At 65.3% G+C, this 26,584-nt stretch carries 29 protein-coding genes; 11 read left to right on the top strand and 18 right to left on the bottom strand.

Going from position 1 to position 26,584, the window contains the following annotated elements; genetic code table 11:
• Positions 1-9 precede the first annotated feature (9 nt).
• From ribB to SBA_RS03765, 6 genes are all read right to left on the bottom strand, one after another.
• Positions 10-1,290, bottom strand: a complete 1,281-nt coding sequence (gene ribB / locus SBA_RS03740; protein WP_224546429.1) for a 3,4-dihydroxy-2-butanone-4-phosphate synthase — start codon at positions 1,288-1,290, stop codon at positions 10-12.
• Between the two features lie 70 nt (positions 1,291-1,360).
• Positions 1,361-1,975 carry a riboflavin synthase gene (locus SBA_RS03745; protein WP_261936672.1) on the bottom strand — a complete coding sequence of 205 codons (615 nt, stop codon included), beginning with the start codon at positions 1,973-1,975 and terminating at the stop codon, positions 1,361-1,363.
• Positions 1,976-2,107: 132 nt separating this feature from the next.
• Positions 2,108-3,061, bottom strand: a complete 954-nt coding sequence (gene ribD, locus SBA_RS03750; RefSeq protein WP_224546428.1) for a bifunctional diaminohydroxyphosphoribosylaminopyrimidine deaminase/5-amino-6-(5-phosphoribosylamino)uracil reductase RibD — start codon at positions 3,059-3,061, stop codon at positions 2,108-2,110.
• A 50-nt stretch (positions 3,062-3,111) separates the two neighbouring features.
• Positions 3,112-3,624, bottom strand: coding sequence for a hypothetical protein (locus tag SBA_RS03755; protein WP_261935937.1), 513 nt, complete (start codon positions 3,622-3,624; stop codon positions 3,112-3,114).
• Positions 3,625-3,672: 48 nt separating this feature from the next.
• Positions 3,673-4,071 carry a hypothetical protein gene (locus SBA_RS03760; RefSeq protein ID WP_261935938.1) on the bottom strand — a complete coding sequence of 133 codons (399 nt, stop codon included), beginning with the start codon at positions 4,069-4,071 and terminating at the stop codon, positions 3,673-3,675.
• 30 nt (positions 4,072-4,101) lie between these two features.
• Positions 4,102-4,806 carry an energy transducer TonB gene (locus SBA_RS03765; RefSeq protein WP_261936674.1) on the bottom strand — a complete coding sequence of 235 codons (705 nt, stop codon included), beginning with the start codon at positions 4,804-4,806 and terminating at the stop codon, positions 4,102-4,104.
• Positions 4,807-5,020: 214 nt separating this feature from the next.
• Here SBA_RS03765 and SBA_RS03770 point away from each other — a divergent pair, with 214 nt between their 5' ends.
• Positions 5,021-5,605, top strand: a complete 585-nt coding sequence (locus SBA_RS03770) for an EF-hand domain-containing protein (RefSeq protein ID WP_261935939.1) — start codon at positions 5,021-5,023, stop codon at positions 5,603-5,605.
• Between the two features lie 124 nt (positions 5,606-5,729).
• Here the strand turns inward: SBA_RS03770 and SBA_RS03775 are convergent, their stop codons facing one another.
• The 3 genes from SBA_RS03775 to SBA_RS03785 all read right to left on the bottom strand — a co-directional run bounded on the left by SBA_RS03775 (position 5,730) and on the right by SBA_RS03785 (position 11,536).
• Complete coding sequence (locus SBA_RS03775) at positions 5,730-6,995, bottom strand: DUF445 domain-containing protein (RefSeq protein ID WP_261935940.1); 1,266 nt, start codon at positions 6,993-6,995, stop codon at positions 5,730-5,732.
• 56 nt (positions 6,996-7,051) lie between these two features.
• Entirely contained in the window at positions 7,052-10,216 is a 3,165-nt protein-coding gene (locus SBA_RS03780; RefSeq protein WP_261935941.1) for an efflux RND transporter permease subunit, read from the bottom strand.
• 147 nt (positions 10,217-10,363) lie between these two features.
• Entirely contained in the window at positions 10,364-11,536 is a 1,173-nt protein-coding gene (locus SBA_RS03785) for an efflux RND transporter periplasmic adaptor subunit (protein ID WP_261935942.1), read from the bottom strand.
• 242 nt (positions 11,537-11,778) lie between these two features.
• Between SBA_RS03785 and SBA_RS03790 the strand changes: the two genes are divergently transcribed.
• A complete protein-coding gene (locus tag SBA_RS03790) occupies positions 11,779-12,027 on the top strand; it encodes a GlsB/YeaQ/YmgE family stress response membrane protein (protein WP_261936675.1) in 249 nt (82 codons plus the stop codon).
• A 60-nt stretch (positions 12,028-12,087) separates the two neighbouring features.
• On the opposite strand, the gene SBA_RS03795 is transcribed toward SBA_RS03790, so the two are convergent.
• The 3 genes from SBA_RS03795 to SBA_RS03805 all read right to left on the bottom strand — a co-directional run bounded on the left by SBA_RS03795 (position 12,088) and on the right by SBA_RS03805 (position 13,266).
• Positions 12,088-12,342, bottom strand: a complete 255-nt coding sequence (locus SBA_RS03795) for a GlsB/YeaQ/YmgE family stress response membrane protein (protein WP_224546418.1) — start codon at positions 12,340-12,342, stop codon at positions 12,088-12,090.
• A gap of 221 nt (positions 12,343-12,563) precedes the next feature.
• Positions 12,564-12,863 (bottom strand): CtrA inhibitor SciP, encoded by a 300-nt coding sequence (sciP, locus tag SBA_RS03800; protein WP_261935943.1) that lies wholly within the window; start codon positions 12,861-12,863, stop codon positions 12,564-12,566.
• 106 nt (positions 12,864-12,969) lie between these two features.
• Positions 12,970-13,266, bottom strand: coding sequence for a hypothetical protein (locus SBA_RS03805; protein WP_224546416.1), 297 nt, complete (start codon positions 13,264-13,266; stop codon positions 12,970-12,972).
• Between the two features lie 163 nt (positions 13,267-13,429).
• On the opposite strand from SBA_RS03805, the gene mnmA reads away from it, so the two are divergent.
• The 6 genes from mnmA (at position 13,430) to thiL (ending at position 18,339) form a co-directional block, all read left to right on the top strand.
• Positions 13,430-14,551: a tRNA 2-thiouridine(34) synthase MnmA gene (gene mnmA, locus SBA_RS03810; protein WP_261935944.1), complete on the top strand. Its 1,122-nt coding sequence runs from the start codon at positions 13,430-13,432 to the stop codon at positions 14,549-14,551.
• A gap of 17 nt (positions 14,552-14,568) precedes the next feature.
• A complete protein-coding gene (locus SBA_RS03815; RefSeq protein WP_261935945.1) occupies positions 14,569-14,892 on the top strand; it encodes a 1-deoxy-D-xylulose-5-phosphate synthase in 324 nt (107 codons plus the stop codon).
• Between the two features lie 75 nt (positions 14,893-14,967).
• The gene (gene hisG, locus SBA_RS03820; RefSeq protein ID WP_261935946.1) at positions 14,968-15,630 is read left to right on the top strand and encodes an ATP phosphoribosyltransferase; all 663 of its coding nucleotides are present in this window, start codon (positions 14,968-14,970) and stop codon (positions 15,628-15,630) included.
• A complete protein-coding gene (gene hisD / locus SBA_RS03825) occupies positions 15,620-16,915 on the top strand; it encodes a histidinol dehydrogenase (RefSeq protein WP_261935947.1) in 1,296 nt (431 codons plus the stop codon). Before hisG ends, hisD begins: the two co-directional genes overlap by 11 nt.
• Positions 16,916-16,924: 9 nt before the next feature.
• Positions 16,925-17,371 carry a transcription antitermination factor NusB gene (gene nusB / locus SBA_RS03830; RefSeq protein ID WP_224546407.1) on the top strand — a complete coding sequence of 149 codons (447 nt, stop codon included), beginning with the start codon at positions 16,925-16,927 and terminating at the stop codon, positions 17,369-17,371.
• 53 nt (positions 17,372-17,424) lie between these two features.
• Positions 17,425-18,339, top strand: a complete 915-nt coding sequence (gene thiL, locus SBA_RS03835; protein WP_261935948.1) for a thiamine-phosphate kinase — start codon at positions 17,425-17,427, stop codon at positions 18,337-18,339.
• 3 nt (positions 18,340-18,342) lie between these two features.
• Here thiL and SBA_RS03840 read toward each other — a convergent pair whose 3' ends face one another.
• Entirely contained in the window at positions 18,343-18,969 is a 627-nt protein-coding gene (locus SBA_RS03840; protein ID WP_261935949.1) for a DUF1345 domain-containing protein, read from the bottom strand.
• 40 nt (positions 18,970-19,009) lie between these two features.
• Complete coding sequence (locus SBA_RS03845) at positions 19,010-19,585, bottom strand: Clp protease/crotonase-like domain-containing protein (RefSeq protein WP_224546403.1); 576 nt, start codon at positions 19,583-19,585, stop codon at positions 19,010-19,012.
• A gap of 141 nt (positions 19,586-19,726) precedes the next feature.
• Between SBA_RS03845 and ruvA the strand changes: the two genes are divergently transcribed.
• The 3 genes from ruvA to SBA_RS03860 all read left to right on the top strand — a co-directional run bounded on the left by ruvA (position 19,727) and on the right by SBA_RS03860 (position 23,291).
• Positions 19,727-20,335, top strand: a complete 609-nt coding sequence (gene ruvA, locus SBA_RS03850; RefSeq protein ID WP_261935950.1) for a Holliday junction branch migration protein RuvA — start codon at positions 19,727-19,729, stop codon at positions 20,333-20,335.
• The gene (gene ruvB, locus SBA_RS03855; protein ID WP_261935951.1) at positions 20,332-21,354 is read left to right on the top strand and encodes a Holliday junction branch migration DNA helicase RuvB; all 1,023 of its coding nucleotides are present in this window, start codon (positions 20,332-20,334) and stop codon (positions 21,352-21,354) included. Before ruvA ends, ruvB begins: the two co-directional genes overlap by 4 nt.
• A 194-nt stretch (positions 21,355-21,548) precedes the next feature.
• Entirely contained in the window at positions 21,549-23,291 is a 1,743-nt protein-coding gene (locus tag SBA_RS03860; protein WP_261936676.1) for an AMP-dependent synthetase/ligase, read from the top strand.
• A 4-nt stretch (positions 23,292-23,295) separates the two neighbouring features.
• Here SBA_RS03860 and SBA_RS03865 read toward each other — a convergent pair whose 3' ends face one another.
• The 4 genes from SBA_RS03865 to uvrB form a co-directional block, all read right to left on the bottom strand.
• Complete coding sequence (locus tag SBA_RS03865; protein ID WP_315975794.1) at positions 23,296-23,631, bottom strand: HigA family addiction module antitoxin; 336 nt, start codon at positions 23,629-23,631, stop codon at positions 23,296-23,298.
• Positions 23,585-23,872: a type II toxin-antitoxin system RelE/ParE family toxin gene (locus SBA_RS03870; RefSeq protein WP_261935952.1), complete on the bottom strand. Its 288-nt coding sequence runs from the start codon at positions 23,870-23,872 to the stop codon at positions 23,585-23,587. The genes SBA_RS03865 and SBA_RS03870 overlap by 47 nt, the downstream gene beginning before the upstream one ends.
• Positions 23,869-24,297 (bottom strand): hypothetical protein, encoded by a 429-nt coding sequence (locus SBA_RS03875; protein ID WP_261935953.1) that lies wholly within the window; start codon positions 24,295-24,297, stop codon positions 23,869-23,871. The genes SBA_RS03870 and SBA_RS03875 overlap by 4 nt, the downstream gene beginning before the upstream one ends.
• A gap of 69 nt (positions 24,298-24,366) precedes the next feature.
• The gene (uvrB, locus tag SBA_RS03880) at positions 24,367-26,550 is read right to left on the bottom strand and encodes an excinuclease ABC subunit UvrB (RefSeq protein WP_261935954.1); all 2,184 of its coding nucleotides are present in this window, start codon (positions 26,548-26,550) and stop codon (positions 24,367-24,369) included.
• Positions 26,551-26,584: the final 34 nt, after the last annotated feature.

Consider the following 26,584-nt stretch of genomic DNA (forward strand, 5'->3'; position numbering starts at 1 on the left):
TATATCCTTTTACAGCTCGATCGGGCGCTGGCCAACCACGGCCAGGTCATAGCCGTCAAGCGCGATCAGGCTGTGATGGCTGTTGGTCAACAGGATCATGTCGTGCACGCCCAGATCCGCCAGGATCTGCGCGCCCGCGCCATAGTTGCGCAATTCATCCATGTCGCCCTGCACGATGCCGGCATTATGCTGTAGCATCCGGGTCAGCATGTCGGGTTCGTCGCCGCGCAGGATGACGATGATGCCCGCGCCTTCCTCACCGATGATTTCCATGCATCGGGGCAGCAGGCCGGCGCGCGCGCCCAGCTTGCCGAACGTGTCGCTCAGCGGCGACATCTGATGCATCCGCACCAGCGTCGGCTTGTCGGGATCGACATGGCCCTTCTGCAGCACCAGCTGCTCGGTCTGGGTCGCCTTGTTATAGAAGCTGATCGCCTTCCAGTCGCCGCCCCAGCGGCTGTCGAAGCTGGTTTCGGCGCGCCGCTCGATCATATGGTCGTGGCGGCGGCGATAGGCGATCAGGTCGCGGATCGTGCCGATCTTCATCTTGTGTTTCTGGGCGAAGGGGATGAGGTCGTCGAGACGCGCCATCGTGCCGTCGTCCTTCATCACTTCGCAGATGACGCCCGACGGGTTGAGGCCGGCCAGCCGCGCGACGTCCACCGCCGCCTCGGTATGGCCGGTGCGCACCAGCACGCCGCCATCCTTGGCGATCAATGGGAAGACATGGCCGGGCGTGACGATATCGACCTTGCCCTTGGACCCGTCGATCGCCACGGACACGGTGCGGGCGCGGTCGGCCGCGCTGATGCCGGTCGTCACGCCTTCGCGCGCCTCGATCGACACGGTGAAGGCGGTTTCATGCCGGGTGCCGTTGTTGCGGCTCATCAGGTCCAGGCCCAGTTCCTCGGTCCGGCTCTTGGTCAGCGCCAGGCAGATGAGGCCGCGGCCGTGCGTGGCCATGAAATTGATCGCGTCGGGCGTCGCCATCTGCGCGGGGATCACCAGGTCCCCCTCATTCTCGCGATCCTCGTCGTCGACCAGGATGAACATGCGGCCGTTGCGGGCTTCGTTGATGATTTCTTCCGGGCTGGCGAGCGCGGTGCCGCCCTCGCGCTTGAGCAGGTAGGATTCCAGCTTGCCCAGCGTGTCGGCAGTCGGGTTCCAGTCGCTTTCGCCCAGCTTGCGCAGCGAATTGGCGTGCAGCCCGGCGGCGCGCGCCAGACCGGAACGGGACATGCCGCCGTCGGTGACGAGATTGCGGACGGTATCGATAAGGGCAGAGGACATGGAACGACTCCTTCCCACAAGCGGGATGGCGTCGCATATCACACTGTAGTGTGATTAATTCAAGCTATAATCACATGCTGCGGTTGCGAAGGCTTTGCATCCGGTCGAGATACCGCGCCAGCACGTCGATCTCCAGATTGAAGGTCCGATCCTCCGGCAGCGCATCCAGCGTGGTCGCGGCGGCGGTGTGCGGGATGATGTTCAATCCGAAATGCACGCTGCCGTCGGCCTGGTCGTCGACGCTGTTGACCGTCAGCGAAATGCCGTCCAGCGTGATCGATCCCTTGGCGGCGAGCGCGGCGGCGAGGTCGGCGGGCGCCTTGATCGTCAGCCGGGTCGAATCGCCTTCGCGTACCGCCGACACCAGATGGCCGATGCCGTCGACATGGCCGGTCACGATATGCCCGCCCAGTTCGTCACCGACCTTGAGCGCTCGTTCCAGATTCAGCCGGCCGCCCTCGTCCCACAGGCCGGGCGCGGTGCGCGCGACCGTTTCGGCCGACAGGTCCACCGCGAACCAGTCCACACCCTTTTCCACCACCGTCAGGCAGGCACCCGAACAGGCGATCGACGCGCCGATGGCGACGCCGTCCATATCATAGGCGCTGCCGATGACGAGTCGCAGGTCGCCGCGCTGTTCATGGCTGCGGATGGTCCCGATGTCGGTGATGATGCCGGTGAACATGTTGCCCCAATCCAATCTTCCGTTCGCCCTGAGCGAAGTCGAAGGGTGCGGCCGACCATGGGAGGCCACTTCGCTTCGCTCAGTGATAGGCTTCGACTTCGCTCAGCCCGAACGGGTGAGTTTGGGGCTGATCTAAGCGCTCCGAACCGCCTCGTAAACCTCCAGCCGATCGACCCCCAGCGCACGGCTGTCGGTCATGCGCCAGCGGCCATGCGCATCGGCCAGATCGAACAGCCCGATGTCGCCGATCCCGGCCAGCCCCGACCCGATGACGATCGGCGCGCGATAGAGCAGCAGCCGGTCGACCAGCCCGGCGCGCAGGAAGGCGGCGGCCGTCTCCGCCCCGCCCTCCACCAGCAGATGATCGACCCGCTCCAGCGCCGCAATCTCCTCCGGCGCGCCGATCCGCGTCCAGCCATCCGGCGCATCGCCCCGGCTCATCAGCACGCGGCGCGGCGACCGCGCTTCCAGCCCCGCCAGCCGTACGTCCAGCTTCGGGGCATCCGCCCTTAAGGTGCCGCCGCCCACCAATATGGCGTCATGCCGCGCCCGCTCCATATGGGCATGGGCGCGCGCGTCCGGCCCGGTGATCCATCGGCTCGATCCGTCCGCCAGCGCGATTCGCCCGTCGAGCGAGAGGCCGAGCTTCAGCGTAACATGCGGCCGCCCCAGCGTCTGGCGCAGCACGAAACCGGCCATGGCGCGCGCGGCGTCGTCCGCCATCAGGCCCATCTCCACCTTGACGCCCCGGTCGCGCAGCCAGGCCGCACCCTGTCCGTCGGTGCGCGGATCGGGATCGCGCAGGGCGATTACCATGCGGGCGATGCCGGCGCGCGCCATCAGGTCGGCGCAGCGCGGCCCACGCGGAGACAGATGAAAACACGGCTCCAGCGTCACATAGGCGGTCGCGCCGGCGGCCCGGTCCATCGCCTGGTCCAGCGCCTGCGCCTCGGCATGGGGGCGGCCGCCCTTCTGGGTCCAGCCGCGCCCCACGATCCTGTCATCGTGGACGATCAGACAGCCGACATTGGGATTGGGGGTGGAAAGGCCGCGCCCGCGCCCCGACAGAGCGATGGCGGCGCTCATATAGCGCCGATCCTGAGCGGGCGTTACCTGTGGGTGTGGGGACGCGTCGTTCAGGGCCGGGCGGCTCCCGCCGGCGCAACGATCGGCGTCTTCTCGGTCGCTTCGGCCTTGGCCAGTCGCTCGTCCAGCAGCGCGTCGATCTGCTTGACCGCTTCCTTCCGGCGGGCGGTGTTGCGGGCTTCCTCGTCGCGCCATTCAATGCCGAAGGCGTCGGCGAAGCCCTGCATCTTCTTCTGCTGCTTCTGCAGCGCGGCCTCCCGCTTGGCGAAGTCGATCTTCTGCTGCAGGATGATCGCGGCGTCGGACCGGTTCGCGTCCCAGCTCTGGACATAGATGATCTTGTTGCGCGTCGGCATCGTGTTGGTGTTCGCATCGACCACGAACGTCCAGATGATGACATAGGTCAGCGCAACGGACACGCCCAGCAACGGCCATTTATGCTGCCGCTGCTGCTTGAAATAGCCCCAGAAATCGCCAAGCGCATTTTTGGGGGAAACGGGACGGGGAAAGATCGCCATGCCGCCCTTATAGGACAGGGCGGGCGCAGATGCAAAATGGTCCATGATGCGTCCCTTCATTGAGCGGAGAAGCGTAATGTCGAGAGGTCGCTTTCAGCAGAAATCGACGGTCATAAGCGTGGGGTGTGCGGATTTGCGCGCGATCTGGTTTGCCTGATCCCGGTCGATCCGGGAAAAGGCGGTGATCGTCACAAGCTTGACACCGCGTCCTTTTCGCTGGCCGGTGCCAGCGATCCGCCACAGCGACAGGCCGCATCTACCTTGCGCGCCCGCCTGCCAACTTTTCCTTGCGAAGTTCCGATAAGTATCCGGCCCATCCTCGACCATAGCCCAGTCCGTGAACCGGGCATCGGCCGAGAAGACGCCGACGCGGCCGACTTGCGCCAGATAGCCACTGACCGGCACCGTGGACGTTCCACAGCCTGCCACGGCGCAGGAAAGGGGAAGAAGAAGGTAGCGCATATCTTCCCCTTTACGGTACTGGCCCATCACCAGCTATGGGCTTATCGCGGCGGCCTTCCCCTATCGCTCCGTCAGGGTGAACCGCACCGTCAATATCTTGGTCGAACCGATCGCCACGCCGTCGCGGGTCGCGGGGCGGAAGCGCCATTTGCGCAGGGCGTGGCGCTGGGTCGCCACCCAGAAGCTCTCGTCCGTGGCGGAGACTTTCTCGATCGCGGTGACGCGGCCCTCGGGGCTGATGGTGACGCGCACCGTCACTGTGCCTTCCAGCCCTTGCCGGATCATCGCGCCGGGATAGTCGGGCTGGAACGCGCCCATTGCGCGGGGATCGATCGCCGGTTCGGTCAGCACCGGCGGGCGGGGTGGATCGATCGGAGGCAGGATGATCGGCTTGACCGGATCGAGCCCGCTGTCGGTGCTGCCGATAACCACCGGATCGCCCTTAGGCAGGATGATTTCGGGATCGGTGGCGGTGGGCCGTTGCGGCTGGGGCTGGGTCGGAAGCTTGGCATCGACCTGCGATTCCGGCGTCTGTTCGGGTGGCGGGGGATCTTCCGTCACCGGATAGGTGATGATCGGTGGCGTGGGCGTGACGAACTGGATCACCTCCTTGGGAATCAACAGGAAGGCGCCGATCAGCAGCGCATGGACCGCCACCGTGCCGCCCAATCCCAGCGGCGATTTGCGCCCGGCGCCATAGCGCGATGGCCCGCCCGCGTCCGTCGTCCGATTCGCTATAGTCTGTCCCATTGCCGATAGGGTCATGAGTCGCATCGTCTCGCTCCTCGTCTGTCGCATCCTCTCGCCGATGCCGGCTCTTCTTGCCCGAACCAGTCTTCGTCGATGACATGATACAACATCATTTAATGATATGTTGCAACATCATTTTTTACGGTCTGCAACATTGCCGCTGCATCGCGACATATGGCGGCAAAGCGCAGGTGCGAGGAGAAGGGGAATCCCGCTTCCAGGAGCCTCCATGCCTTTGCGTCATTGCCTTTCTACTGTCTCGCTCGCTGTCTCGCTTCTGGCCTCTGCGCCGCTTCCGGCGCAGCCGCCCGCTGCTCCCGAAACCGGTCCCTGGGCCGCCGATGCCGATGGCGACGGCCGGATCACCCGCGACGAGATGCGCGCCTATATGGAGCGCCGCTTCGGCCTGATGGACCAGGACAGCGACGGGCTGGTGCCGGTTCAGGCGATGCAGCGGATGTTGGGCCATGAGCGGCAGGCGCGCGCCCCTGCAGAGGACAGCACCGGGAAAGAAGGCGGGTCCGGCAAGAGGCATGGCGGTCCCGGTGGTGGTCGAGAAGGCCCTGGTGGCGCAGGCGGTCCGCCGCCCGGTGGCCGTCCGCCTCGCGGCGATCGCGCCGATGCGGCACCGCCGCCGCCAGGCCGCGCCATGCCCTGGCCCGAGGACAGCAATGACGATGGCCAGATCGATCGCGCCGAATTTCTCGCCCCCGCGCTTGCCCTGTTCGCCGATCAGGACCGCAGCGGCGATGGCGTGCTGACTGCAGACGAACTGCCCCCGCCGCCCGGTAGCGAGGCGCGTCGCGAAGACTGAGTTTACCAGTCAGGAATCGGCCGCCTCTCTCTCCTCTGCGCGGCCGGTTCCGCCGGGGCGTGTCGTTTGGCCCGACGCGCCCCGGCACATCGGCCGAAGCGCATGCCAGGACGGTACGGCCCTCCTAAAAAAACCGATCGACCGTATGGATCGCCAGGCCGACCAGCCCGCCGACCAGCGTGCCGTTGACGCGGATATATTGCAGGTCGCGCCCGACCGCATTTTCCAGCCGGCTGGTGACCGTGCCCGCATCCCATCCGCGCACCGTGTCGCTGACCAGCCGCACGATCGCATCGCCATAGGTGGCGGTCGCGCCGACCGCGGCGCGACGTACGAAGCGGTTGATGACCAGCCGCAACCGCGCTTCCTGCTGCAACGTGCCGCCGAGCTGGCGCAGGGCTTCGCCCAGTCGCCCTGCCATCGCCTTGCCCGGATCGCGCACCGCGCGCAGCAGGCCGGCGCGCGCCTGTTCCCACATCCCCTCGATCCAGCGCTGCATCGCCGGATTATCGACGATCTCGTCGCGGATCTTGGCGACCTTGGCCTGCATCTCCAGGTCGAACTGCAGGTCGAAGGCCAGCTTGGCCATGCCTTCTTCCGCCTTCAGGCGCAGGCTGTGGCCCGGATCGGCGGCCATCTCCGCCAGCATCTTGCGCAGGCCCGACAGGATGGCGTTGGCCAGATTCTCGTCCAGACCGGTCCAGCGCAGCACCTTGCCCGCCCGTTCCTGCACCATCTGGCGGATCAGATGCTCGTTCGCTTCCAGCGTGCGGTCGGCCCAATGGATGATACCGTCCATCACCGGGGCGTGGCGACCGTCGCGCATCGCCGCCTCGATCGCCTGCCCCGCCAGCGGGCCGACGTTGATCGCGCGCAGCCGCTGGCCGATCGCGCCCTTGACCATGCCGCCCAGCCGTTCCTGGTCCAGCGCTTCCAATATGTCGGCGATCAGGCGCGATGCACCCTCGCGCAATCGCCCGTCGCCTTCGGACGGACTGGCCAGGAAGCGGCCGGCGGCGGCGGCGACGTCCATGCCGCGCATCCGCCGCGCGACGACGGCGGGGGTCAGGAAATTGTCGCGCAGGAACAGGGCCAGCGTGTCGCCGATCCGGTCCTTGTTGCGCGGGATGATGGCGGTATGCGGGATGGGCAGGCCCATCGGGTGCCGGAACAGGGCGGTGACCGCAAACCAGTCGGCCAGCCCGCCGACCATCGCCGCCTCGGCAAAGGCCTGGACGAAGCCGATGGCGGGGTGGAGGTGGATGGTGGCGCGCGCGGTGATGAACACCACCGCCATCGCCACCAGCATCCCCGTCGCCACCAGCCGCATCCGCCGCGCGGGGTGCGGTGCGAATTCGCCTCTGGGCCGGGGGATGCGAAGCAGCGTCATGGCCGTCCAACGGTTACGCCGCCGTTTCGTTCAGGCAAAGCCTTCTTTTACCGGCCTCACTCGGCGGGGTGCGGATGCCCCGGCCGGTCCTTGTCGTCGCCCGCCTTGTAGGTCAGCAGGCCCCGGCCCAGCCGCGGTCCGATCCAGCTTTCGATCCCGACCGCCAGGCTGAAGGTCGCCGGCACGATCACCAGCGTCAGCACCGTCGACAGCAGCAGGCCGCCGATCACGGTGATGCCCATCGGCGCGCGCCAGGCACCGTCGCCCGACAAAGCGAGCGCAGTCGGCACCATGCCCGCGACCATCGCCACCGTGGTCATGACGATCGGCTGTGCGCGCTTGTGCCCGGCATCGACGATGGCGTCGAACTTGGGCACGCCCTTCTCCATCTCCTCCAGTGCGAAGTCGATGACGAGGATCGAGTTCTTGGCGACGATACCCAGCAGCATCAGCAGGCCGATCAGCACCGGCATGGAAATGGGTTCTCCGGCGATATGCAGCGCCAGCGCGCCGCCCAGCGGAGCGAGCAGCAACGAGCCCAGGTTGACGAAGGGCGGCATGATCCGCTTGTACAGCAGCACCAGCACCGCCAGCACCAGCAGAATGCCGGATGCGACCGCGATCATGAAATTGGTCAGCATTTCCGCCTGGAACTTGCTGTCGCCGGCATTGATCTTCTGGATGCCCTGGATCTTGCCCTCATTGATCGCCTTCATCAGCGGCAGTGCGTTGATCTTTTGCGTCGCCTGGCTGGTGACGATGCCCGGCGCCAGATCCGCGCCCACGACGATGCGGCGGATCTGGTTGTAGCGGCGGATCTGCGTCGGCCCTGCGCCGAAATGGATGTCGGCTACGACCTTGAGCGGCACCGATCCGCCACTGACGGTCGGCACCGGCATGTTCTGGATCGTCGCGATATCCTTCCGACTATCCTCGGCGATCGACACGCGGATCGGGATCTGGCGGTCGGACAGCGAGAATTTGGCGCTGTTCTGGTCGATATCGCCGATTGTCGCGATGCGGATGGACTGGCTGAGCGCGGCCGTGGTCACGCCCAGGCTGGCGGCCAGGTCGAGGCGTGGCGTGATGATGATTTCGGGCCGCTGCATGTCGCCCTGCACGCGCGGCGCGCGCAGTTCTTGGATGCGCGCCATCTCCGCGACGAGCTGGTTGGCCGTGCGTTCCAGCTTTTCCGGGTCGTCCGACCCGAACATCATGATGATGTCGCGGCCAAAGCCGCCGCCCGACTGCGACTGGAAATTGACCCGCGCGTCGGCGACGGTCTGGAATTGCGGCGCGATCTTACGCTCCCAGTCGACCGAACTGATCGGGCGCGTCTTCTTGAGCGTCAGGAAGATGTCGGCCGTGGTCGGCTCGATATCGGCGAAGGCCGCCTCAACGACGTCGGTATCGGCGGCCAGCATGTCGGCGACCTTGCGGGTGATGGCGGTGGTCTGCGCCAGCGTGCTGCCCGGCACCGTTTCGATCTTCACCTGGCTGAAATCGGTGTTGGTCGTCGGCTGGAACGTCATCGGCAGCGTGGCGAAGGCGATGATCGTGGCGATGAACGCCAGCGCGCCGATGCCCACCGTCCACATCCTGTGATCCAGGAAGATGGCGGTGAAGCGTCGCCAGCCACCCCGCGCGCGATGGGCGATCGCCCGGCGCTCGTCGAGCGACCAGCGCAGCACGCTCATATAGCGGTCCATCATCCAGCCTTCGCCATGGCTTTCCTCGCCATGGGCTTTGAGGAAATAGGCGGCGATCATCGGCGTGATGAGGCGGGCGACCGCCAGGCTCATCAGCACCGACACGACCACGGTCATCCCGAACTGGATGAAGAACTGGCCCGATATGCCGGGCATCAGCGCAACCGGCAGGAATACCGCGACGATCGCCATGGTGGTGGCCAGCACGGCCAGGCCGATCTCGTCCGCCGCGTCGATCGACGCCTGATAGGCGGATTTGCCCATGCGCATGTGGCGTACGATATTCTCGATCTCCACGATGGCGTCGTCGACCAGCACGCCCGCGACCAGGCTGAGCGCCAGCAGCGAAATGCCGTTCAGCGTGAAGCCCATCATCTCCATGAACCAGAAGGTCGGGATCGCCGACAGCGGGATCGCCAGCGCCGAAATCATCGTCGCGCGCCAGTCGCGCAGGAACAGGAAGACGATGACGACCGCCAGCACCGCGCCCTCGATCATCGCGGCCATGGCCGAATGATATTGTTCCTTGGTATAGCCGACGCTGGTGTAGAGTTCCTTGAACTGAACTTTGGGATTTTCGACCTTCAGCTTGTCCAGCACCTTCATCGCATTGTCGTAGACGGTGACGTCGGAAGAGCCCTTGGCCTTTTCCATGCTGAAGCTGGTGACCTGCCGCCCGTTCATCAGCGACAGGTTGCGCTGTTCGGCATACATGTCGCGCACGTCGGCAATGTCGGCCAGCTTGACCGTGCGGCCGCCGCTGATCGCGATCTGGGTCGCGCCCAGGTCGCGGGCGTTGCGGGCGTTGCCCAGCACGCGGATCGACTGTTCGGCGCCGGCGATCTCGGTACGGCCGCCCGCGGCGTTCAGGTTCACCTGCTGCAACTGGGCGTTCACCTGCGCCGCGGTGATACCGAATGCCTGAAGCTTGGCCGGGTCCAGGATGACGCGGATTTCGCGGCTGACGCCGCCGCCGCGATTGACCGCCGCCATACCGCTGACCGACAGCAGCCGCTTGGCCACGGTGTTGTCGACATACCAGGACAGTTCCTCCAGCGTCATGTCGGTGGCCTCGGCGCTGAAATAGGCGATGGGGCCGCCATCGATGTCGATGCGCTGGACCTGCGGTTCCAAAATGCCGTCGGGCAAGTCGCTGCGGATCTGGTCGACGGCGTTCTTGACGTCGTTGACCGCGCGATCGACCGGGGTGCCGATCTGGAACTGGACATTGGTCAGCGACCGGCCTTCGGACGCGAAGGAGGTGATTTCGTCGACGCCGCTGATGCCGCGCACCGCCGCCTCGACCCGCTGGGTGACCTGCGTCTCCAGCTCGGTCGGCGCCGCGCCCGGCTGTAATACGGTGACGCTGACCATCGGGAAGCTGATGTCGGGGTTGTTGTTGACGTCCATGCGCATGAAGCTGACGATGCCCGCCAGCATCAACGCGGCGAACAGCACCAGCGGCGTCACCGGGTTGCGGATCGCCCATGCGGAAATGTTACGAAAATTCATGACGGGCTTCCTTCACCGGACGCGCTGGCGCGTCCGTCCAACCTGTGCCGGACGCAGCAGCGCGTCCCTTCGACCTGTTCGGCGCGTCCATGGCGCGCATTCTGCCGTCCGGGGGACGCGCGCGGCCGGCGTCGGCCGCGCCGTTTCCTAGCGGCCTTTCAACAATTCCGGCTTCACCTTCTGCCCCGGCGCCAGGAAAGCGCCGGCGGAGGTGACGATGCTTTCCGTGCCGTCGATGCCGCTGGTCACGGCAACGCCGGCGTCGGACACCTGGCCGACGCTCACGCTGCGGCGCTCGACCTGATTCTTGGCGTTGACCACATAGACATAGCTGCCCTTGGCGTCGCTCTGCACCGCCGATTCGGGCAGCAGGGGGGCGCTGCCCGATCCGCTGGTGATGGTCGCGGAGGCGAAGCCGCCCGGCCGGATCGCCGGATTATAGGCGATGGCGATGCGGGCGATACCCTGGCGCATCTGGGGATCGACCACCGGCGATACCTGCCACACGCGTCCGGCGAACTGGTCGCTATGGCCGATCGGCGTCACGGTCGCGCTGTTGCCCGGGCGCAGCGTCGCCAGATCACCCTCGGCCACCTGCGCCTGCAACTCCATCTCGCCATCCTTGGCCAAACGGAAGAGCACGCCGCTGCCCGCCTGGACGATCTGGCCCGGCTCGACCGCGCGGGTCAGGACCAGGCCGGATGCCGGGGCGCGAATGTCCAGCCGCCCGGTGCGGGCGCGCTGTTCGGCGAGTTGCGCCGCGGCGACGTTCACGCGCGCCACCGCCGCATCGCGGGTCGCGGTGCGCTGATCGATGTCGGCGGCGCTGATGAAGCCGCGACTGACCAGCGCCTTGGCGCGGTCGAGCTGGGCCTGGGCGAGCTTGGCGTCCGCGCGGGCCACGTCCACCTGCGCGGCGAGCGAGCGCACCTGTTCCACCTGGACCGACCGTTCGATGATCGCCAGCGGCTGGCCAGCGCGTACCCAGTCGCCCGGTTGCACCAAAACCCGCGTGACCATGCCGCCTTCGCCGACAACGCCGACCGGCATGTCGATCCGCGCCGCGAGCGATCCCGTCGCGCTGACGGTGCGCGACACGACCGACTGGCCGGGGCGGATCACGGTCACGACCGGCACCTGCGCCGCAGGAGCGGTGGGGGCGGCGGCGGTGTCGCCGCGCATCGATATCCAGGCGGCCGCGGCGACCAGCAGAGCGGCCACGCCGCCGCCGATCAGCAGCAGGCGTTTGCGCCGCCGGCGCGCCTCATCTTCGTCGATGACGACCATCGAGTCGCCCACCAGCTGGGTTTCGTAATTCATGCCGCTTCTCGTCTCTCCGGCGCATCGCCATTTCGGCAACTGTGTTATATGAATATAGCACCGCTCTCAACCCCCAATATCATGGTTCAAAGGCGGACGGCAAAGCGATTATGCGCGATGGAAAGGGCCGGAATGGCGATATGTCGTTGTCATCCCTCCCCTTGGACCACATTGACTTGCCAAAGGCTCAGGATTGTGGCGCAATGATCGCCCGCGCGGCATCCGCCGCCGAGGAGCGCGCCATGGACTTGCTGGGATGGATCGTGGTCGGCCTGCTTGCGGGCGCTATCGCGCGGCTGATAATGCCCGGCCGTGATCCGGGCGGCTGCGTCGTCACCATATTGCTGGGCATTGCCGGGGCGTTGTTGGCCGGGTTCGTCGGTCGGCTCGCCGGCTTTTATGCGACCGGCGAGCGCGCTGGCTTCGTCGCCGCCATCGTCGGCGCGATCGCGGTGCTGGCGCTCTACCGGTTTTTCGCGGCGCGCCGCTGAGTGGACGCAAAAAAAGGGCCGCGCCGTGGCGCGACCCTTTTGGTTGAGTGGGATTTGCGTTTAACGCATCGACCCGCGGCGAACCAGATTGACGATTGCCAGCAGGATGATCGCGCCGACCAGCGACACCAGGAAGCTGTACAGCGTCAGCCCTTGGTTGATCGATCCGCCGCTGAAGATCAGGCCGCCGATGAAGGCGCCGACGATGCCGACCACGATGTTAAGCAGGATGCCCTGCTGTGCGTCGGTGCGCATGACCATGCTGGCGAGCCAGCCGATGATGCCGCCGACGATAAGCCACAAGATGATGCCCATATTACTCTCCTTGACCACGCCCCCAGCGGGTTGGGTGCTGCATTCAACGGAGGAGAGAGCGTCCCGTTCCATGTGTGTAAAAATGATTCCGGACTGGAAACCATCTTGGCTTTGCGCCGTTTGAACGCCCCCGGCGGTCGATTTCCCGCTCGCAGAGCCAAAGGGCCGCCGGATTTGCATCCGGCGGCCCTTTGGCTCCATCCTGACGGCGTGATCGCCGGTCAGTATTTCTGCTGGCGCTCGTAGAGCGACTTATAATATTGGATGCGGGTGACGCGCAGGCCATGCATGCCCGACCGGTCGACCGCCCGCTGCCAGCCGGCAAATTCCTCCAGCGTCAGATTGTAGCGCGAACACGCTTCGTCCACGCTCAGCAGGCCTCCATTCACCGCTGCGACGACTTCCGCCTTGCGCCGCACCACCCAGCGTGTGGTGTCGGCCGGCGGCAGGCTGTCCAGGGTCAGGGGTTCCCCAAGTGGCCCGACGACCTGAGCCGGCTTGATTTTCTGGTTCTCGATCATTCTTACCCTCAAAGTGCGGCACTGGCGTTACCGAATTCAACAGTGAAACCCTTATCTGCTTCAGCCCTGAAGAACGGCTAAAGCGCCACGGTAAACACTGCCTTCATCATTCCTGCCCCCTGGCTAAACGGCTCGCGATCAACGGGTTGAAACTTCCCGCGAGACGCACGGCTTCGATCTTGCCGCCGGAACGTGGCGCGAAAATGCCCGCCAGTTCCTGGATCCAGTCGTCGCTTCCGCCCTGCCCCCGCAGGACGCCCGCCACCGCCTGCGCGGTCGGACTGGCCGCCTGCGCCGCCGCCGTAGCGGCCCGCAGAAACGGCCAGGCCGGCACGCGCGGCCGGCTGAGGGGTCTGGGAGTGCCGGGCTTCAGCCCGCCACCCCGAAGGAAACTCAGATCCATGCCCCCTGTGTAGGGGGTAATGAATAAGGGTCGGTAAACTCGAAGACGCTTTCGTGACTCGTCCGGCCCCCGTTTCGCGTCGATCCGTCCCGATTATGGGCAAAGCGGCGCTACCTTTTGTTAACTTTTGCGCCGCGGCCGTCGCTGCATTATAGGGCCGCCCATGCAGCCTCAGTTTCAGCTCCCCCAATTCCAGCTTTCTGGCCCGCTCGCCGAGCGGCGCATCGTCGTCGCCATGTCGGGCGGCGTGGACAGCAGCGTCGTCGCCGCGCTCGCCGCCAAGACCGGCGCCGAAGTGATCGGCGTCACGCTCCAGCTTTACGACCATGGCGCGGCGGTCGGCCGCACCGGGAGCTGCTGCGCCGGGCAGGATATCCGCGACGCCCGCGCGGTCGCCGACCGGATCGGCATCGCGCACTATGTCTTTGATTATGAAACGGCCTTTCGCGATTCGGTGATAGCCGACTTCGCCGATGAATATATGGCCGGGCGCACGCCCATCCCCTGCGTGAAGTGCAATATGGGGGTGAAGTTCACCGACCTGTTCCAGATCGCGCGCGACCTGGGCGCCGACTGCCTGGCTACCGGCCATTATGTACAGCGGGTCGAGGGCGTGGCTGGCGCGGAACTGCACCGCGCCGCCGATCCCGCCCGTGACCAGAGCTATTTCCTGTTCGCCACGACTCAGGCGCAGCTCGACTATCTGCGTTTCCCGCTAGGCGGATTGCCCAAGCCGATGGTGCGCGAGATTGCCGCCGAATTGGGTCTTTCGGTGGCGCTCAAGCCCGACAGCCAGGACATCTGCTTCGTGCCGGACGGCGACTATGCCAAGATCGTGCGCAAGCTGCGCCCCGATGCGGACGAGGGCGGCGACATCGTCCATATCGACGGTCGCGTGCTCGGCCGGCACAAGGGGATGATCCATTTCACCGTCGGCCAGCGCAAGGGGCTGGACATTGGCGGCCAGCCCGACCCGCTCTATGTCGTGCGTCTGGATGCGGCGGCCAAGCGGGTGATCGTGGGGCCGCGGGCGGCGCTGGCGGTATCGGGCGCGGCGTTGAGCGACATCAACTGGCTGGGCGGCGACTTCACCGGCCCGCTGACTGCCAAGGTGCGGTCGATGGCGAAACCCGTCCCCGCGCGGCTGGATGGCGACCGCCTGCTGTTCGACGCCCCCGAATATGGCGTCGCGCCGGGGCAGGCGGCGGTGTTGTATGCGGGCGAACGCATATTGGGCGGCGGCTGGATCGCCAGCACCCAGGCGGCTATGGCGGAAGCGGCCTGACTTTCGAAGGCAGATATATGAGCGCTCCGAAAACCCGCATCATGTATATCGAGGATAATAGCGGCAGCCTGAATGGATCGGCGCGGATAGGTCGCGTCACACTGTCGAAGTCCGGGCAATCGCTGCATTATGATGGACACACCTTCCAGCGGCTGGGCGGACGTGGCGTCAAAGCCAATTATTTCGACGTCGAGACCGGAAGCCATTTCTGGATATCCGGTCCCAGGAAAGACGGTCGCGACCGCCTTTACGAGAACAGCGCAAAGCCTGTCGCCATCGACCCTGATGTCATGGATGAATATTGGCGTGATATCAGGGGTGCGCAGCTTCCGCTTGTCTGAAGCCTCCTTAGGCAACTGCGGCATGCTCCCCCAAACCTTGCCCTTTCGCGCCCCCGCGCGTAAGGCCCGCGCGTCATGACTCGCCCGCTCACCTTCGCCATCCCCAAGGGCCGCATCCTCGATGAAGCGCTGCCCCTGCTCGCCAAAGCCGGTATCGAACCGGAGGCGGAGTTTCACGACAAGAAGAGCCGCGCGCTGCGCTTCGCCACCAACCGGCCCGACGTGTCGATCATCCGCGTGCGCGCGTTCGACGTCGCCACCTTCGTCGCCCATGGTGCCGCGCAGATCGGCATCGTCGGTTCCGACGTGGTGGAGGAGTTCAACTATTCCGAACTCTACGCGCCGGTCGACCTCGACATCGGCCATTGCCGCCTGTCGGTGGCCGAACCGGTCGACGCCGCCGACGAGGATCAGGCCGCGATGAGCCATGTCCGCGTCGCCACAAAATATCCGCACCTCACCCGCCGCTATTATGAAGCGCGCGGCCTCCAGGCCGAATGCGTGAAATTGAATGGCGCAATGGAACTCGCCCCTTCGCTTGGCCTGTCGCGCCGCATCGTCGATCTCGTCTCGTCGGGCGCGACGCTGAAAGCCAATGGCTTGGTCGAAACCGACATCATCATGCAGATCAGCGCCCGCCTGATCGTCAACCGCGCCGCCTACAAGATGCGCTCGGCGGAACTCTCGCCGCTGGTCGAGGCGTTTCGCGCCGCCGTGGGGGTGAAAGATGCCGCTTAGGCTCGACAGTCGCGACGCCGGTTTCGCCGCCGCCTTCGCCGCCTTGGTCGATGACCGCCGTGAAGCGGACGAGGATGTCTCGCGGGATGTCACCGCGATCCTGAAAGCCGTGCGCGCCGGAGGCGACGCCGCGCTCGCCGACTATACCCAGCGGTTCGACCGGCATGACCTGGATGTCAGCGGCTGGGCCGTTACCCCTGCGGAAACCCGCGCCGCACTCGACGCCCTCTCCACGGAACTCCGGGACGCGCTGGAACTCGCCGCCGCGCGCATCACCACCTATCACGAAAAGCAGCGCCCGCAGGACAGCGACGGCGTGGACAGCGCGGGCGTGCGCCTCGGCGCGCGCTGGAGCGCGGTCGATGCCGCCGGCCTCTATGTGCCGGGCGGCCGCGCCGCCTATCCCAGCTCGCTGCTGATGAACGTGATCCCCGCCAAGGTTGCGGGCGTCCGCCGCATCGCCATGGTGACGCCGACGCCGGGTGGCGCAATCAACCCGCTCGTCCTGGCCGCCGCGCAGATCGCCGGGATCGAGGAAATCTGGCGGGTCGGCGGCGCGCAGGCCGTCGCCGCGCTCGCCTATGGCACCGATCGGATCAAGCCGGTGGACGTCATCACTGGCCCCGGCAACGCCTGGGTCGCCGAAGCCAAGCGCCAGCTTTACGGCGTGGTCGGCATCGACATGGTCGCCGGCCCGTCCGAGATCGTCGTCGTCGCGGACGGCAAGAACGACCCGGAATGGACCGCCGCCGACCTGCTCAGCCAGTCGGAACATGACCCGACCAGCCAGTCGATCCTCTTCACCGACGACGCGGCCTTCGCCGATGCCGTCGCGCAAGCGGTCGATCGCCAGATCCCGGCGCTCTCCACCAGCGCCGTCGCCCGCACCAGCTGGAACGCCAATGGCGCGATCATCCTGGTCTGCGACTTGGACGAGGCCATGCCGCTGGTCGACCGGCTCGCGCCTGAACATCTGGAACTCGCGGTGGACGATCCCGATCGCTATTTCGCGCAGGTCCGCCATGCCGGATCGGTTTTCCTCGGCCGCATGACGCCCGAAGCGGTGGGCGATTATGTCGCCGGGCCGAACCATGTGTTGCCCACCGGCCGTCGCGCCCGTTTCTCATCGGGCCTGTCGGTGCTCGATTTCATGAAGCGCACCAGTTTTCTCAGCCTGGACGCCGCCGCAGTTCGTGCGATCGGCCCCGCCGCCGTCGCGCTGGCGCAGGCGGAAGGGCTGCCCGCGCATGCCGCTTCTGTGGCGCTGCGCCTCAAACATCATTAGGAATATCCCATGAACGACCGCTCCAAATCCCGCTCCGCCGCGCGCCTTGCCGCGGTCCAGGCGCTCTACCAGCTCGAAATGGAGGGCACGCCCGTCCATGTGCTGCTGCATGAATTCCACCAGCATCGGCTGGGCGCGACGATCGAGGACGTCACCTACGCCCCGGCGGAGGAGCCGTTCTTCGACGATGTCGTGACCGGCGTGGACAAGCGCCGCGATGAGATCGACGCGCTGATCGCCGCCCGCCTGTCGAGCGGCTGGAGCCTTGACCGGCTCGACAAGCCGATGCGCCAGATCTTGCGCGCGGGCACCTATGAGCTGCTCGCGCGGCAGGATGTCGGCACCGGCACCGTCATCAGCGAATATGTCGACGTCGCCCACGCCTTTTACGACAAGCGCGAATCCGGCTTCGTCAACGGCCTGCTCGACGGCGTGTCGAAGGACGTGCGGAAATAAGCGTGGCAGGCTCCTGCGTAGGCAGGAGCAGGCTGATCGGCTAGGCATCGGCCATGTCCGGCGAATCCCGCTTCCTCACCCTGTTGCGCCTGCTGGCGAACGACCCCGCGGCGCAGGGGCTGGCCGACGATGTCGCCATCCTGCCGGTCGGCGACGCCCGCCTGATCCTGACCAGCGACACGATGGTCGAGGGCGTCCACTATCTTCCCGCCGATCCGCCCGCCGACATCGGCTGGAAACTCGCCGCGGTGAATCTGTCCGATCTCGCCGCCAAGGGCGCGAAGCCGGTCGGTTGCCTGCTGAACTACGCCTTGTCCGGCAACGATGCGTGGGATGAGGCCTTCGTCGCGGGGCTGGGCGAGGCGCTCGACCGCCACGCCATGCCGCTGCTGGGCGGGGACACGGTCAAGATGCCCGCCGGATCGGCCCGCAGCTACAGCCTGACCGCGATCGGCGAGGCGACTGGTGCCGTCCCCACCCGCAACGGGGCGCAACCGGGCGACCGGCTCTATCTCACCGGCCCGGTCGGCGACGCTGGCATTGGCCTCGCCCTCGCCAGCGCCGATCCGGCAGCGACCGGGCCGTTGGTGGAGGCCTATCGCCGCCCGCGCCCGCGCCTGGCCGAAGGCGCGCTGCTCGCGCCCCATGCGACCGCGATGATGGATGTGTCGGACGGCCTGCTGATCGACGCATCGCGCATGGGCCAAGCGAGCGGCGTCGCGATCACCATCGACCACATTCCGCTGTCCCCTGCGCTGGAGCGGGTGCGCGGCGCCAGCACCGCGGTCCAGATCGCCGCGGCGCGCGCGGGCGACGATTATGAACTGCTCTTCACCCTCCCGCCGGGGCTGGCGCCGCCGGTGCGCGCCATCCCGGTCGGCCATGTCGCGACGGGTTCAGGCCTGACCCTCAGGATCGACGGCGCGGTCATCCCGCTGCCCGACAGTCTGGGTTGGGAACATGATTGAGTCTCAGCCGCCGCCCAGCACATTGATGGTGAAAGCCAATATACCGAGGTTGAACAGGAAGGCCGCCAGGCACTGGAACAACACCGTACGGCGCATCGCGGTCGCCGTGATCGACACGTCGGACGTCTGGAATGTCATGCCCAGCGTGAAGGCGAAATAGAGGAAATCCCAATAGCCCGGCTCGTCCTCGTCCGGGAAATCCAGCCCGCCCCGGTCCTTCCCCACCTTGTCGGGCAGATAGAAGATATGCGCATAATGCATCGCATAGACGAGGTTCGAAAAGAGCCAGGCGATCAGCAAAGTCGCAAGCAGCAGCGCGATCATCGCCCCGTTCGGCCCGCCATGCTGGCTGATCGCCACTCCCACCGCGACCAGGATCACCAGGCTGACGATCCCGGTCAGCAACAGCATCAGTTCCCGGTTGGCGTCGTTCGCCGCGGCCTTGCGCCGCATCGACGCGGCGTCGGCATCGATCAGCGGCACGACCGAGATCATGAAGGCAAGGGCCGCGAGGTCGAACCCCGCCATCACCGCTTCATGCCAGGGCATCCACAAGGCCAGTGGCGCAGCCAGCGCCAGCAGCACCAGGAACATGCCATAGCGCCAGGGGAAGAGGGACGAGGACCGCATGGCCCGCATCAAAGGCGCAGCCGCGCCATCTGGCAAGCGCTTATAGCACCGCCGCGATCAGCCCCAGCGCCTGCGCCTCGTTCGCCTCCATATACCAGTTTTCCGGCGCCCGCTGGAGCAGTTGCTCCATCGTCACCTGCGACCCCAGGATCAGGTTCGCAAACCCCTCATTCTGGATCGCGATCGACGATTCGATCTCGTTCAGCGTCGCCTTCAGGGTCGCGATGCAGGTGGAGAGCGGCCCGGCGAGCTGGATATTCTTGGTGATGACGCGTTCGTGGATCATCAGCCGCGTGCCGCGCGTCAGATAACGGTTTTCGGTCGCGAAGAAGCTCATGAAGGTCGCACCCGCCGAATAGACCGCGGTCCGGCCCAGAAACACCAGCCGCCGGTCGGGATAGAGTTCGGAATGGAAGCGAATATCCTCGCCCATCAGCCGGGCGATCTCCGGATCGCCGCCCAGCGTGGCCAGTTCCACCACCACCAGCCCCTGTTGCGGTGCGGTGGACAGGCAGTTCTTGAAATGCAGATACATGCCATGGTCGACCACGCCCGACAGCATGATCGCAGGAAATTCGAAATCCTTCGGCGAAAGCATCGGGGCCGTCATCAGCATCCATAGGTCCTTAAGTGGGTGAGGTTGCGCTGCTCTACGCACGGGACAGCAAAAGGTGCCGCGCTTTTGACTGGCGCGGGGCGCGACAGGCTGTAAAGAACAGATCATGACCATAGGGCGGGACGCCGAAGGGCAGGGCAGATGATCTCGAAACTCAAGGGCTTGCTGGACAGCACGGGCATCGACCACGCCGTCATCGACGTGGGCGGGGTCGGCTATCTGGTCGGCGCGTCGTCGCGCACGCTGGCGGCCCTGGGGTCGGTCGGCGAAGCGGTGACGATCCATACAGAAATGCTGGTCGCGGCGGATTCGATCCGGCTGGTCGGCTTCGCCCGCGCCGAGGAACGCGACTGGTATCGGCTGCTCACCCATGTGCAAGGGGTGGGATCGCGCGTCGCGCTGGCGATCCTCTCCGCGCTCGAACCGCTGGAACTGCACCGCGCCGTGGCGATGGGTGACAAGGCGATGATCGCGCGCGCCAACGGCGTCGGCCCGAAACTCGCCCAGCGCATCGTCAATGAATTGAAGGACAAGATCGGCGCGGCCCCGGCCGGCAGTCCGATCGGCATCGGCGGCGTAGTGGCGCTCCCGACCGGCAGCTTCGCCGCCGACGCTTTGTCCGCGCTCCAGAATCTGGGCTTCAAGCCGCATGAGGCCAGCACCGCCGTCGCCGCCGCCGAAGAGGAACTGGGTGACAATGCCAGCCTCGACGCGCTGGTCCGGCTTGCGCTGCGGAAGGCGGCGAAGTGACCGACGACGACCGCCTCATCACCCCCGCGCGTCGTCCCGAGGATGTCGATGCCGCGCTGCGCCCGAAATCGCTCGACGAATTTATCGGCCAGCAGGCCGCGCGCGAAAATCTGCGTATCTTCATCCAGGCGGCCCGGTCGCGTGGCGATGCGCTCGACCATGTGCTGTTCTTCGGGCCGCCGGGCCTGGGCAAGACCACTTTGGCGCAGATCGTCGCCAAGGAAATGGGCGTCGGTTTCCGCGCCACCTCCGGCCCGGTGATCGCCAAGTCGGGCGATCTGGCTGCCTTGCTCACAAATCTGGACGAGGGCGACGTGCTGTTCGTGGACGAAATCCATCGGCTCAATCCCGCGGTCGAGGAAGTTCTCTATCCCGCGATGGAGGATCGCGCGCTCGACCTGATGATCGGGGAGGGGCCGTCCGCCCGCTCTGTCCGCATCGATCTGCCGCCCTTCACCCTGGTCGGGGCGACGACGCGGCAGGGGCTGCTCACCACGCCGCTGCGCGACCGATTCGGCATCCCGGTGCGATTGCAATTCTACACGGTGGATGAACTGGAACTGGTCGTGCGCCGCGCCGCGCGGCTGCTCGATCTCGCCATCACCCCCGATGGCGCGGTCGAAATTGCCCGCCGCTCGCGCGGCACGCCGCGTATCGCCGGGCGTTTGCTGCGCCGCGTGCGCGACTTCGCCAATGTCGCCGGCGTGGCCGCGGTCGACGCGAAGGTTGCCGACGCATCGCTGATGCGGCTGGAGGTCGATCATCTCGGCCTCGACCTGATGGATCGCCGTTACCTGATGATGATCGCCGATATCTATCGCGGCGGGCCGGTCGGCGTCGAAACGCTCGCCGCGGGTCTTTCCGAAGCGCGCGACACGATCGAGGAAGTGGTCGAGCCCTATCTGATCCAGCTCGGCCTCATCGCCCGCACGGCGCGCGGCCGCTGTCTCAATGGTCCCGGCTGGAAGCATCTGGGCCTCAATCCGCCGCAGGATGTCCAGAACGGGCTTTTCGACTAGGAAACCCTTCAAACCTCTTGGCCGTTACGGCAAGGCACCGTTATAGCCTTGCCAGGAGCATTTCCGAGCCGGGGCTTCGTCCGGCGACTTTGGAAATGCGGCAAACAATGGACATTCAGGCGCGCATCAGATGCGCCGGAAACCGCAGGAGTCGAGCCTTGAGGGCCATCGAGAAATTTCCCAACCTCGTCACCATGTTCTTCGCCCGCGCCCAGGAAAAGGGCGACGCGCCCTTTCTCTGGCGCAAGAGCGGCGGCACCTGGCACAGCCAGAGCTGGGCTGAGATCGCGCGCCAGGTCGCGTCGCTCGCCGCCGCCTTGAAGGCGCAGGGTCTGAAGCCCGGCGATCCGGTGATGCTGGTCAGCGAAAACCGGCCCGAATTTTGCGTCGCCGACCTGGCGATCATGGCGGCGGGGTGTATCACCGTGCCGACCTACACCACCAATACGACGCGCGATCACCAGCATATATTGACAGACAGCGGCGCCCGCGCGGTGATCGTGTCGACCGCCAAGCTGGCGCAGGCGCTGATGCCCGCGGTCGTCCGGTCGCAGGCCAGCTTCGTCATCGGCATGGAGCCGTTGCGCGGCGCGCAGGGGACGTCCACCTGCCATCTGTGGAGCGACCTGATCGCTGCGTACCCGGCCGATGTGGACGCGATCGCCGCCGCGCAGACCGCAACCCGCAATGATCAGGCCTGCATCATCTACACCAGCGGCACCGGCGGCGCCCCGCGCGGCGTGATGCAGCATCATGGCGCGATCCTCGCCAATGTGGAGGGCGCGGGCAAGGTCGTGGCAGAGGATTTCGGCTGGGATGACGAGGTGTTCTTGTCCTTCCTGCCGCTGTCCCACGCCTATGAACATAGCGGCGGCCAGTTCCTGCCTATGCTGCTGGGCGGGCAGATCTATTATGCGGAAGGGCTGGAAAAGCTCGCCTCCAATATCGAGGAAGCCCGCCCGACCATCATGGTCGTCGTCCCGCGCCTGTTCGAAGTGCTGCGCACCCGCATCATCAAGTCGATCGAGAAACAGGGCAAATTCCCGACCTATCTGCTCGGCCAGGCGCTGCGCATCGCGGCAAAGGAGCAGGCGGGCAAGGGATCGATCCTCGACCTGCCGATGAAGGCGCTGCTGTCGCGCACGTTGATCCCCAAAATCCGGGCGCGTTTCGGCGGGCGGATGAAGGCTTTGGTGTCGGGCGGGGCTCCGCTCAACCCGGACGTCGGCCTCTTCTTCCATGCCATGGGGCTGACGCTGTTGCAGGGCTACGGCCAGACCGAGGCCGGCCCGGTGGTGAGTTGCAACCGCCCCGCAGCCGGCATCGCGATGGACACGGTCGGCCCGCCGCTCGACGGGGTGGAGGTCCGCATCGCCGAGGATGGCGAAATCCTCGTGCGCGGCGAACTGGTCATGCACGGCTATTGGCGCAACCCGGCCGAAACCGAAAAGGCGTTGAAGGACGGCTGGCTTCACACCGGAGACATTGGCGAGTTCGACGCCAAGGGCCGCATCCGCATCACCGACCGCAAGAAGGATCTGATCGTCAACGACAAGGGCGACAATGTCTCGCCGCAGAAGGTCGAGGGGATGCTGACGCTGCAAAGCGAGATCGGCCAGGCGATGGTCCATGGCGACCGCCGCCCCCATCTGGTCGGCCTGGTCGTCCCCGACGCCGAATGGACCCGCGAATGGGCCGCGGCGCAGGGCGTGGCCGTGGACGGCGTCGCGTCGAACCCGGCCTATATGGCGGCGCTCCGCGCGGCGGTGGACCGGGTGAATGACGACCTGTCGGTACTGGAACGCGTCCGCCGCTTCATCCTGGCCGACGAACCCTTCACGATCGAAAATGAGGAAATGACGCCGTCGATGAAGATCCGCCGCCATGTGATCCGCAAACGCTATGCCGACCGGCTGGACGCGCTGTATAAGGGATGAGAGGTCAGGCGGCGCGGCGCGTTATGCGGTCTAGGTCATCACCATGGGCGCGCCGCTCTTCCTCCAGATCGTAATCGATCTGAAGGCCAAGGAAAAATCCTTCGCTTACACCGAAATAGCGGGCAAGCCGCAAGTCGATATTGGCGTCGATCGGCGCAATTTCCGCCAAAATTGCTTCTAGCCGGTCATGCGTGATGCCAGCCCCTTTGATGACTTCATCGATAGGGACATCGCTGCCGATCATAAAATCCTCGCGCAAGATGGAGCCGGGATGGATATTGTCCAGCCGGTCATCATCCTCTGTGATAGTCCTCGATCCGGACATTCTCTGCGCCTCCATCTGACCAGCCGAACGTGATGCGCCACTGGTCGTTGATCCGCAGACTATATCGTGAAGGGGTAAAGCCTTTCAACTGCTCAAACCGATTTCCCGTAGGCACGCGCAGATCGTGGAGGTTGAGTGTCCGGTGGATTTGCCGCAACTTCCGCCGCGCCGTCTGCTGAATGTCTGGCGGCAGCTTGCGGCTGCGTTGGCCAAGCCAGACTTTTTCAGTTTCAGGGTCGGCGAATGAGCGGATCATTTCTCATTCTCGACGCGCAGAGCCCATTTTCCTCCGCCAATTCCTTCGACAGCTCGGAACCAGTCGCGGCTACCAGTGAATGCGCTAGCATCAGAACTATTATATTCAAGCTCTCTTCTTATGATGGCGTCTGTATTGAGGGGGAGGCTTCGGCCCGCAGAAAGGCGCATTTTCCGAACCTCTGCATATATCTCACGTAATGAAGCCGCACCGCCCAACATTTCCAATGCCTGCCGAACATCGTCACGCCATAGGATTTTACGCTTCACCTTGAGCAGTTTTGGTTTGGTATTGTGCAGTTTTGTGGGGTGGGTATCTTGCACGCCAAGCAACCGCTGGAGAATCTGATTCTCGCTTTCTTCACCATTAGTCCGCTGCGCCCAAATCTTTGCAAAAACGTCTGTGCTGATCTCGATCGTGCGCATTGGTCCATCCCATTCTGATTTCAATCTTATCAGAACAGTTTTGATCTTTCCAGAAAAAGTTCTAGAATTTTACCGCCCGAACTTCTTCTGCACCTTCCCGTACCGCAATTTCCGCGTCCCCGGCTTGCCCTCGGTCGCGCGTCCGCGCGGCGCGGCAACCTGCTCATGCGCCGGCAGCCCAAGCTCCTCCGCTTCCAGCTTCCTGATCTCGTCGCGAATCCGCCCGGCTTCCTCGAACTCCAGGTCCGCCGCTGCCGCGCGCATCTTCTTTTCCAGATCCTCGATATAGGCGCGCAGATTATGGCCCACCAGATGCGGCCGATCGTCCAGCCCGGTATCGACCGTCACCTGATCGCGGCTCGACACATGGGCGATGATGTCGCCGATATTGCGTTTTATCGTGGTCGGCGTGATGCCGTGCTCCAGATTATAGGCTTCCTGCTTCTCGCGCCGCCGCCCGGTTTCGTTGAGCGCGCGCTCCATGCTGCCGGTGATGCGATCGGCATAGAGGATCACCCGCCCCTCGACATTACGCGCCGCGCGGCCGATCGTCTGGATCAGTGAGGTTTCGGAGCGCAGGAACCCTTCCTTGTCCGCATCCAATATCGCCACCAGCCCGCATTCGGGAATGTCCAGCCCCTCGCGCAGCAGGTTGATGCCGATCAGCACGTCATAGACGCCCAGCCGCAAATCGCGGATCAGTTCGATACGCTCCAGCGTCTCGACGTCGCTGTGCATGTAGCGGACCTTGATCCCCGCCTCGTGCATGAACTCGGTCAAATCCTCGGCCATCCGCTTGGTCAGGGTGGTGACGAGCGTGCGATACCCCTGCGCCGCCACCTTGCGGCATTCGTTGATCAGGTCGTCGACCTGGTCCTCGACCGGCTTGATCTCGACCGGCGGGTCGATCAGGCCGGTGGGGCGGATCACCTGCTCGCTGAACACGCCGCCGGTCTGGTTCATCTCCCACGGGCCGGGGGTGGCCGAGACGCTGACCGTCTGCGGCCGCATCGCGTCCCATTCGTTGAAGCGCAGCGGCCGGTTGTCGATGCAGCTTGGCAGGCGGAAGCCATATTCGGCCAGCGTGATCTTGCGCCGATGGTCGCCGCGTGCCATCGCGCCGATCTGCGGCACGGTCTGGTGGCTTTCGTCTACGAACAGCAGCGCATTTTCGGGCAGATATTCGAACAGGGTCGGCGGCGGCTCGCCCGGCAGGCGACCGGTCAGGAAGCGACTGTAATTCTCGATCCCCGCGCAACTGCCGGTGGCCGCGATCATCTCCAGGTCGAAATTGGTGCGCTGCTCCAGCCTCTGCGCCTCCAGCAGCTTGCCCTCCGCCTCCAGTTCCTTCAGCCGCTCGGTCAGTTCGAAGCGGATCGCCTCCATCGCCTGCTTCAGCGTCGGGCCGGGCGTCACATGGTGGCTGTTGGGAAAGACCTTCACATAGTCGAGGCTCGCCACCTTCTTGCCGCTCAAGGGATCGAACTCGACAATCTCCTCAATCTCGTTGCCAAAGAAGCTGATGCGCCAGGCGGTATCCTCATAATGGGACGGGAAAATCTCCAGATTGTCGCCCTTTACGCGGAAATTGCCGCGCGCGAAGCCCGCATCGTTGCGCTTATACTGGAGCGCGACCAGCTTGCGGATGATCTCGCGCTGGTCCTCGATCCCGCCCTTCTTCATCGAAAAGGTCATGGCCGAATAGGTTTCGACCGATCCGATGCCATAGAGGCAGGAAACGGACGCGACGATGATGACATCGTCCCGCTCCAGCAGCGCGCGGGTCGCCGAATGGCGCATCCGGTCGATGCTCTCGTTTACGCTGGATTCCTTCTCGATATAGGTGTCCGACCGCGCGACATAGGCTTCGGGCTGGTAATAGTCGTAATAGCTGACGAAATATTCGACCGCATTGTCTGGGAAGAAGCTCTTGAACTCGCCATAGAGTTGCGCCGCGAGAATCTTGTTCGGCGCCAATATAAGCGCAGGCCGCTGCAACGCCTCGATCACCTTGGCCATGGTGAAGGTCTTGCCGGAGCCGGTGACGCCCAGCAGCACCTGGTCCTTCTCACCGGCCAGCGCCTGCTCCACCAGTTCGGGGATCGCCGTGCGCTGGTCGCCCGAGGGCTCGTAATCGCTCACCAGGGTGAATGGCCGGCCGCCCTCGCTCTTTTCGGGGCGGGCCGGGCGATGGGGCACGAATCCTTCCCCGGTTTCCGGTTCATCGAGCGTGGTGCGGATCTGAATGGCCATGGGACGAATATGGTGCCTTTGCGCGCAGGCGCAA

The organism is Sphingomonas bisphenolicum (assembly GCF_024349785.1).
In the GTDB taxonomy this organism is placed as follows: Bacteria; Pseudomonadota; Alphaproteobacteria; order Sphingomonadales; family Sphingomonadaceae; genus Sphingobium; species Sphingobium bisphenolicum.

Bases quoted from the DNA above. Each gene is read 5' to 3' on its own strand.
- hisD (WP_261935947.1), top strand. From the start codon at position 15,620: ATGCCGCTTAGGCTCGACAGTCGCGACGCCGGTTTCGCCGCCGCCTTC.
- SBA_RS03765 (WP_261936674.1), bottom strand. From the start codon at position 4,806: ATGACCCTATCGGCAATGGGACAGACTATAGCGAATCGGACGACGGAC.
- SBA_RS03865 (WP_315975794.1), bottom strand. From the start codon at position 23,631: ATGGAGGCGCAGAGAATGTCCGGATCGAGGACTATCACAGAGGATGAT.
- SBA_RS03795 (WP_224546418.1), bottom strand. From the start codon at position 12,342: ATGGGCATCATCTTGTGGCTTATCGTCGGCGGCATCATCGGCTGGCTC.
- uvrB (WP_261935954.1), bottom strand. From the start codon at position 26,550: ATGGCCATTCAGATCCGCACCACGCTCGATGAACCGGAAACCGGGGAA.
- SBA_RS03780 (WP_261935941.1), bottom strand. From the start codon at position 10,216: ATGAATTTTCGTAACATTTCCGCATGGGCGATCCGCAACCCGGTGACG.
- ribD (WP_224546428.1), bottom strand. From the start codon at position 3,061: ATGAGCGCCGCCATCGCTCTGTCGGGGCGCGGGCGCGGCCTTTCCACC.
- SBA_RS03840 (WP_261935949.1), bottom strand. From the start codon at position 18,969: ATGCGGTCCTCGTCCCTCTTCCCCTGGCGCTATGGCATGTTCCTGGTG.
- sciP (WP_261935943.1), bottom strand. From the start codon at position 12,863: ATGATCGAGAACCAGAAAATCAAGCCGGCTCAGGTCGTCGGGCCACTT.
- thiL (WP_261935948.1), top strand. From the start codon at position 17,425: ATGTCCGGCGAATCCCGCTTCCTCACCCTGTTGCGCCTGCTGGCGAAC.
- SBA_RS03755 (WP_261935937.1), bottom strand. From the start codon at position 3,624: ATGGACCATTTTGCATCTGCGCCCGCCCTGTCCTATAAGGGCGGCATG.
- SBA_RS03790 (WP_261936675.1), top strand. From the start codon at position 11,779: ATGGACTTGCTGGGATGGATCGTGGTCGGCCTGCTTGCGGGCGCTATC.
- ruvA (WP_261935950.1), top strand. From the start codon at position 19,727: ATGATCTCGAAACTCAAGGGCTTGCTGGACAGCACGGGCATCGACCAC.
- SBA_RS03775 (WP_261935940.1), bottom strand. From the start codon at position 6,995: ATGACGCTGCTTCGCATCCCCCGGCCCAGAGGCGAATTCGCACCGCAC.
- SBA_RS03845 (WP_224546403.1), bottom strand. From the start codon at position 19,585: ATGCTGATGACGGCCCCGATGCTTTCGCCGAAGGATTTCGAATTTCCT.
- SBA_RS03860 (WP_261936676.1), top strand. From the start codon at position 21,549: ATGTTCTTCGCCCGCGCCCAGGAAAAGGGCGACGCGCCCTTTCTCTGG.
- SBA_RS03770 (WP_261935939.1), top strand. From the start codon at position 5,021: ATGCCTTTGCGTCATTGCCTTTCTACTGTCTCGCTCGCTGTCTCGCTT.
- ribB (WP_224546429.1), bottom strand. From the start codon at position 1,290: ATGTCCTCTGCCCTTATCGATACCGTCCGCAATCTCGTCACCGACGGC.
- SBA_RS03875 (WP_261935953.1), bottom strand. From the start codon at position 24,297: ATGCGCACGATCGAGATCAGCACAGACGTTTTTGCAAAGATTTGGGCG.
- mnmA (WP_261935944.1), top strand. From the start codon at position 13,430: ATGCAGCCTCAGTTTCAGCTCCCCCAATTCCAGCTTTCTGGCCCGCTC.
- nusB (WP_224546407.1), top strand. From the start codon at position 16,925: ATGAACGACCGCTCCAAATCCCGCTCCGCCGCGCGCCTTGCCGCGGTC.
- SBA_RS03805 (WP_224546416.1), bottom strand. From the start codon at position 13,266: ATGGATCTGAGTTTCCTTCGGGGTGGCGGGCTGAAGCCCGGCACTCCC.
- SBA_RS03815 (WP_261935945.1), top strand. From the start codon at position 14,569: ATGAGCGCTCCGAAAACCCGCATCATGTATATCGAGGATAATAGCGGC.
- hisG (WP_261935946.1), top strand. From the start codon at position 14,968: ATGACTCGCCCGCTCACCTTCGCCATCCCCAAGGGCCGCATCCTCGAT.
- SBA_RS03785 (WP_261935942.1), bottom strand. From the start codon at position 11,536: ATGAATTACGAAACCCAGCTGGTGGGCGACTCGATGGTCGTCATCGAC.
- SBA_RS03745 (WP_261936672.1), bottom strand. From the start codon at position 1,975: ATGTTCACCGGCATCATCACCGACATCGGGACCATCCGCAGCCATGAA.
- SBA_RS03870 (WP_261935952.1), bottom strand. From the start codon at position 23,872: ATGATCCGCTCATTCGCCGACCCTGAAACTGAAAAAGTCTGGCTTGGC.